Origin of the sequence: Streptomyces sp. SID12488, assembly GCF_010548275.1 — a bacterium.
Taxonomy (GTDB): Bacteria; Actinomycetota; Actinomycetes; order Streptomycetales; family Streptomycetaceae; genus Streptomyces.
Genome location: NZ_JAAGLT010000007.1, coordinates 334,877 through 341,137 on the forward strand (window position 1 = coordinate 334,877; position 6,261 = coordinate 341,137).

5 protein-coding genes are annotated in these 6,261 nt (G+C 70.9%); 2 read left to right on the plus strand and 3 right to left on the minus strand.

Features of this window, described 5'->3' with window-relative positions; translation table 11 throughout:
* Positions 1-121: 121 nt before the first annotated feature.
* Entirely contained in the window at positions 122-1,546 is a 1,425-nt protein-coding gene (locus tag G3I56_RS14905) for a cytochrome P450 (RefSeq protein ID WP_164409433.1), read from the plus strand.
* Positions 1,547-1,678: 132 nt separating this feature from the next.
* Here G3I56_RS14905 and glgB read toward each other — a convergent pair whose 3' ends face one another.
* Complete coding sequence (glgB, locus tag G3I56_RS14910; protein ID WP_239134902.1) at positions 1,679-4,063, minus strand: 1,4-alpha-glucan branching enzyme; 2,385 nt, start codon at positions 4,061-4,063, stop codon at positions 1,679-1,681.
* 208 nt (positions 4,064-4,271) lie between these two features.
* On the opposite strand from glgB, the gene G3I56_RS43215 reads away from it, so the two are divergent.
* Entirely contained in the window at positions 4,272-4,532 is a 261-nt protein-coding gene (locus G3I56_RS43215; protein WP_203689846.1) for a hypothetical protein, read from the plus strand.
* Between the two features lie 2 nt (positions 4,533-4,534).
* On the opposite strand, the gene G3I56_RS14915 is transcribed toward G3I56_RS43215, so the two are convergent.
* Both G3I56_RS14915 and G3I56_RS14920 read right to left on the minus strand, forming a co-directional pair.
* Positions 4,535-5,974, minus strand: coding sequence for a phosphotransferase (locus tag G3I56_RS14915; RefSeq protein WP_164409435.1), 1,440 nt, complete (start codon positions 5,972-5,974; stop codon positions 4,535-4,537).
* Positions 5,975-6,106: 132 nt separating this feature from the next.
* The coding region (locus tag G3I56_RS14920; protein ID WP_164409436.1) for an alpha-glucosidase C-terminal domain-containing protein at positions 6,107-6,261 on the minus strand (155 nt) is incomplete at its 5' end.

Genomic DNA, 6,261 nt, shown 5'->3' on the forward strand with positions numbered 1-6,261 from the left:
CCGGTGCAGGGCCCGGTACACCCGGCCCGAACGCGTAACGCGTGCACCAAGAGTCACCAAGACGTAACAGTTCGCGCCATGGTCACTGCACGTGTGCGGCTGGTGCGGTATGCGTGTGCGTATGGAAGCCCATCCGTTCGCGACCGCACCGGCCGACAGCCCGGCACTCGAGTCGTTGCCCGTGGAACCACTGTTGACGTCGGAGTTCGACGCCGACCCGGGCGCGGTGTACGCGCGACTTCGGCGCACCTACGGACCCGTCGCGCCGGTGGGGCTGATGGGCGTACCGGTGTGGCTGGTTCTCGACTACCGCGAGGTGCTGGAGGTACTGCGGAACGAGAGTGTCTGGCGGCGGGACGTGCGCTACTGGCGGGCCCGGGCGCAGGGCCGGCTGCCACCGGACTGGCCGCTGCTCGCGGGCTACGAGGTGCGGCAGACGATGTTCATGGACGACGAGGAGCATCTCGCCGCCCGGCACACCCATTATGCGGCGCTGCGGCCGTTCCAGGACGGACAGACCCCGCAGGGCTGGGAGTTGCGGGCGACGGTCGCGCGGTACGCCGACGAGCTGATCGGGATGCTGGCGGCCGAGTCGGGCACGGCGGGGTTCGCCGACCTGGGCGCGCAGTACACGCGGCCGTTGCTGCTGATGGTCACCACGAAGCTGTTCGGGTGCCCTGTCGAGCTCGGGGACGAGCTGGTCATGGACCTGTGGCGGATGCTGGACGGCGGGCCGGACGCGGGGCCGGCGACGGGGCGGGCGCTGGCCGCGATGACGCGGCTGGCCGCGCACCGGCGGGCGCGGCCCGGGGACGACCTGACGTCGTACATGCTGCTGGCCGACCCGGAGCTGTCGGACGAGCAGTTGGGGCGTGAGCTGTTCATGAACGCGGTGTACCTGAACGACATCACCGGGAACATGGTGCTGAACACGCTGCTGGAGGTGTTGCGCGGGAACGCGACGGTGCGGCGCAGTCTGTCGGCCGGGCAGCTCGGGGAGACCGTGAACCGGGCGGCGCTGGTGAATCCGCCGGTGGCCAACATGTGCTTCCGGTTCGCGGCGCGGGATGTGGCGCTGGGGAACTTCTGGATCCGGGGCGGGGACATCGTCTCGCCGTCGGCCGCGGCGGCGCACGGGGACCTGATGGCGATCGGGTCGTCTCATCTGGTCGGGGCGACGGTGAGTACGCGGGCGCATCTGGGGTGGGGGGCCGGGCCGCACCAGTGTCCCAGTGCGGCGCGGGAGTTGGGCGGGATGATCGTGAGTACGGCGGTGGGGCGGATCTTCGACCATCTGGAAAAGGCCGAACTGACGTTGCCGGCGGACCAGTTGCCGTGGCGGTCGGGGCCGGTGGTGCGGGGGTTGCGGTTGCTGCCGGTTCGGTACGAGTTGAGCGGGCGTGGGGTGGGCGGCGGTGTCGGCACGGGTGCCGGGGAATGGCGGGGAGATGCGAGTGCCGGGGAGGCGGCGGAGGAGTCTGGTGGGGACGGGCAGATGAAGGGGCTGTTGGGGGCGTTGCGGAGGTTGATGTTCGGGGGGCGGTGAGACGGGGTCGGGCGGCGGGTTGTCTCGCCCCCGCCGCCCCTACCCGTCCCATCCCTGGGGCTGCCGCCCCAGACCCCCCTACGGCCCTGAACGGGCCTTGTCCTCAAACGCCGGACGGGCTGGAAAAGCCGCTTACGCCGGGCGCAGCCAGACCGTTGCCAGTGGTGGCAGGGTTACGCGGATGCTGGCCGCGCGGCCGTGCCAGGGCTGGGGGTCCGGTTTCAGGGGGGCCGGGTTGTGGATGTCGGCGCCGCCGTAGCGGGACGCGTCCGTGTTCAGGGTCTCGTGCCAGGCCGGGACCGTGTCCGGGACGCCGATGCGGTATTCGTTGCGGACGACCGGGGAGAAGTTGCTGATCGACAGAAGAGGGGCGCCCTCCGCGTCGTAGCGGACGAAGGCGAAGACGTTGTCCTCCGCCGCGTCCCCGACCAGCCACTCGAAGCCCGACGGGTTCGTGTCCAGCTGCCAGAGGGCCGGGGTGTCCCGGTACACCGTGTTCAGGTCGCGGACCAGGTCCCGTACGCCCCTGTGGTCGGCCTCGGCCCCGTAGGCGGGGTCGAGCAGCCACCAGTCGGGGCCATGAGCCTCCGACCACTCCGCGCCCTGCGCGAACTCCTGGCCCATGAAGAGGAGTTGCTTGCCGGGGTGTGACCACATGAACGCCAGGTACGCCCGCTCGGTGGCCCGTTGCTGCCACCAGTCGCCCGGCATCTTCGACACCAGCGAGCCCTTGCCGTGGACGACTTCGTCGTGGGAGATGGGGAGGACGTAGTTCTCGCTGTACGCGTACACCATGGAGAACGTCATCTCGTGGTGGTGGTGTTTGCGATGGACCGGGTCGTGCTGTACGTAGCCGAGCGAGTCGTGCATCCAGCCCATGTTCCACTTCAGCCCGAAGCCCAGCCCGCCGAAACCGCCGGGGCCCGTGTGGTGCGTGGCCCGGGTGACGCCGTCCCACGCCGTCGACTCCTCGGCGATCGTCACGACCCCGGGGACCCGCCGGTACACCGTCGCGTTCATCTCCTGGAGGAAGGCGACCGCGTCCAGGTTCTCCCGGCCCCCGTGCTCGTTCGGCACCCACTGGCCGGGCTCACGCGAGTAGTCGAGGTAGAGCATCGAGGCGACCGCGTCGACCCGCAGGCCGTCTATGTGGAACTCCTCGCACCAGTAAACGGCGTTCGCCACCAGGAAGTTGCGCACCTCCCGCCTGCCGTAGTCGAACTCCAGGGTGCCCCAGTCGGGGTGGGCGGACCGCAGCGGATCCTCGTGCTCGTACAGCGGGTGGCCGTCGAACTCGGCCAACGCCCAGTCGTCGCGCGGGAAGTGGGCAGGGACCCAGTCCATCAGTACGCCGATGCCGGCGCGGTGCAGCGCGTCCACCAGGTACTTGAAGTCGTCCGGAGTGCCCAGCCGGGCCGTGGGCGCGTAGAACCCGGTGACCTGGTAGCCCCACGAACCACCGAAGGGGTGCTCCGCCACGGGCATCAGCTCCACGTGCGTGAAGCCCAGATCCCGTACGTAGGCGGGGAGTTGGTCGGCGAGTTGACGGTACGTCAGGCCCGGTCGCCAGGAAGCCAGATGGAGCTCGTAGATCGACATCGGGGCCTCGTGCGCCGGGGCCTCCGCCCGCCGCGCCAGCCACTCCGCGTCCTCCCACTCGTAGTGGGAACTGTGCACGATGGACGACGTGTTGGGCGGGATCTCGGTCCGGCGGGCCATCGGGTCGGCGCGTTGTGTCTTCGAGCCGTCCGGGCGCGTGATCTCGAACTTGTACAGCTCGCCCTCGCCGACGCCCGGCACGAACAGTTCCCACACCCCGGTGCCGCCCAGCGACCGCATCGGATACGCCGTACCGTCCCAGAAGTTGAAGCCCCCGGTCACCCGTACGCCGCGCGCGTTCGGTGCCCAGACGGCGAAGCGGGTGCCGGTGACGCCCTGGTGGGTCATCGGCTCGGCGCCCAGCGCCTTCCACAGCTCCTCGTGCCGGCCCTCGCCGATGAGATGCAGGTCCAGATCGCCCAGCGCGGGCAGCAGCCGGTACGCGTCCTCGGTCTCCCGCACCTGGTCCTCGTACGCGATGACCAGCCGGTATTCCGGGACGCCCCGCAGCGGCAGCGCACCCGAGAAGAACCCGTCGCCGTCGTCGTGCAGCTCGGCCCGCAGATCCCCGGCTACGACGGTCACCGACCGGGCGTACGGCCGCAGCACCCGGAAAGCGACCCCGCCCGGCAGTACGTGCGCGCCCAGGACGGAGTGCGGGTCGTGGTGCGTGCCGGCCAGCAGCCGCCCGCGGTCGGCTGCGTCCAGCGCGGGGGAGGGAAGCAGAACGGTCTCCTGCGGAGCGACCTCGACCGGCTCCGGGGCGGACTTCTCCTGCACTGGCTCCGCCACCGTCACCGGCTCCGGGACCGTCACCGGCTCCGCCAGCGGCTCCGCCACCGCCACCGTCACCGGCTCCGCCACCGCCACCGTCACCGGCTCCGGGACCGTCACCGGCTCCGCCATCGACTCCGCCATCGACTCCGACTCCGCCACCGTCACCGGCTCCGGGACCGACTCCGGCTCCGCCATCGACTCCGGGACCGACAGCGGCTCCGCAACCGACTCCGCCACCGGGACCGGCACTGACTCCGACTCCGGCACCGACGCCGGCTCCGGCATGGGCTCCGGCACCGCCGGCGGCTTCGGTACGGGTTCCGGCTCCGTCACGGGCTTCCTCTCCTGCGTGGTTTCTGGCGTTGTCTCCGGCCTGGGCTTCAACTTCTTGTCCCGCTTCTTCCCCGGCTTCTCCTCCAACGCCTTCTCCAACTCCTTCGCTGCCGCCTTCGCCGCCTGCTTTGCCGCTTTCTTCCCAGGATCCTTCTTCGCGGACGTCTTCTTCTTCGGGTTCTTCGAGCCGCTGGACGGGAAGTGCGGGGTCACGGGCGGTGGCCTTTCGGAGCTGAGGCAGAGCGAGGGAGATGGGAGGGGGCGGGGTGACGCGTGAGGTCAGCCGGGTGCGGCCAGGCGCTGTACCGCCGACATCGGTACCGGAAGCCAGTCCGGGCGGTGCCGGGCCTCGTACACCACCTCGTACACCGCCTTGTCCGTCTCGTACGCCCGCAGCAGTACGGGATCGGTACGCGGGTCCTGGCCGGCGGTCTCCGCGTATCCGGCGCAGTACGCGGCCCGGCACAGCGCCGCCCAGCCGGGCGGCCGGGGGTGGAGCGAGTGGGCCGCGTAGTCGAAGGAGCGGAGCATGCCCGCGATGTCCCGGGCCGGCGGCTGCGGCAGCCGCCGTTCCGCGAGCGGCTTGGACGGCTCGCCCTCGAAGTCGATCAGCGACCACTCCCCGGACGGCGAACGCAGGCACTGCCCGAGGTGCAGATCGCCGTGGATGCGCTGGGCCGTCCAGGTCTGGCCCTCGGCGGCGAGATCGGCCAGCGCCTCGTACGCCGAGCGCAGGCCGGACGCGTACGGGTGGAGGGCCGGTACCGCCTGGACCGCCGCGTCCAGGCGGTCGATCATGCCGTCGACCAGCGGACGAAGTTGCGCGTGGCCCAGCGTCACGGTGGGCAGGGCACGGGCGAGCGCCATGTGCACCTCGGCGGTGGCCCGCCCGAGCGCTCGCGCCTCCGCGCTGAAGTCCTCACCCTTGGCCAGCTCGCGCAACGCGAGCTCCCAGCCGTCGGCGGCACCCCGCACGAAGGGCTGGAGGACGCCGAGTACGTAACTGTCCTCAGGGTTCAGCTCCGCGTCGGGATCGGTGGTCCCGGTGGCGTCGGTGTGTATCCACGCCACCGGGGCCGGTACCCGGGGGCAGCCCTCGCGGGCCAGCGCCAGCGGCAGTTCCAGGTCGGGGTTGACGCCCGGTACGACCCGGCGGAGCAGCTTCAGGATGAACGTATCGCCGTAGATGATCGACGAGTTGGACTGCTCCGCGGTCACCACCCGGGCCACCAGCCCCGCCGGTATCTCGCTCTCGCCGTCGTGCCCGCCCTCGCCCTTGTCGTCCGCGTCCCCGTGGCGGTCGAAGCGCAGCGCGCCGATCCGGGCCCGGGTCCGCATGGCCTCAAGCAGCACTTCGGCCGGCCGGGCGTCGTACAGGGCGTCATACACCGTCAGTCCGGTCAGCGGGCCCCGGTCCACGTGTCCGATCAGCGCGGGCGCCAGCCGGGGCGGCAGCGCCTCACGCGTGCCTATGAGGAGCTGGTAGCAGTCTCCGAGGCCCTGCAGCGCGGGCTGATGGGCGCGTACGAGGAGGTGGTACAGGCCGAGCTGGGTGGTGACCGGCAGTAGTTCGGTGGCCGCCACCAGGGAGAAGTCGGTGACCGGACGTCCCTTTCCGGCGAACCAGCGCTGTCTCGGCAGCCATTCGCGCAGCAGCGGGTCCAGGGACGTGAGGAGGTCGGGACCCGTCGTGGCGGAGCGGGTGATGGCTTCCGACATGGCATCGCGTCCTTTCCCCAGGGGCGGGGTGTGACTGTTGCGTGCCCCGGGCGGGACGGGAGAAACCGGCCCGCCGGGGTTCGGCACGTACGACCGTGTACATCCAGGTAAGACCATTATCTACCCGGCTATCTACCCGGCGTCCTGCGCGTCCTTCCGCAGCCGGAACCAGTAGAAGCCGTGGCCTGCGAGGGTGAGGAGGTAGGGGAGTTCGCCGATGGCTGGGAAGCGGACTCCGCCGATGAGTTCGACGGGGTGTGCGCCGCTGAAGGCCCGTAGGTCCAGCT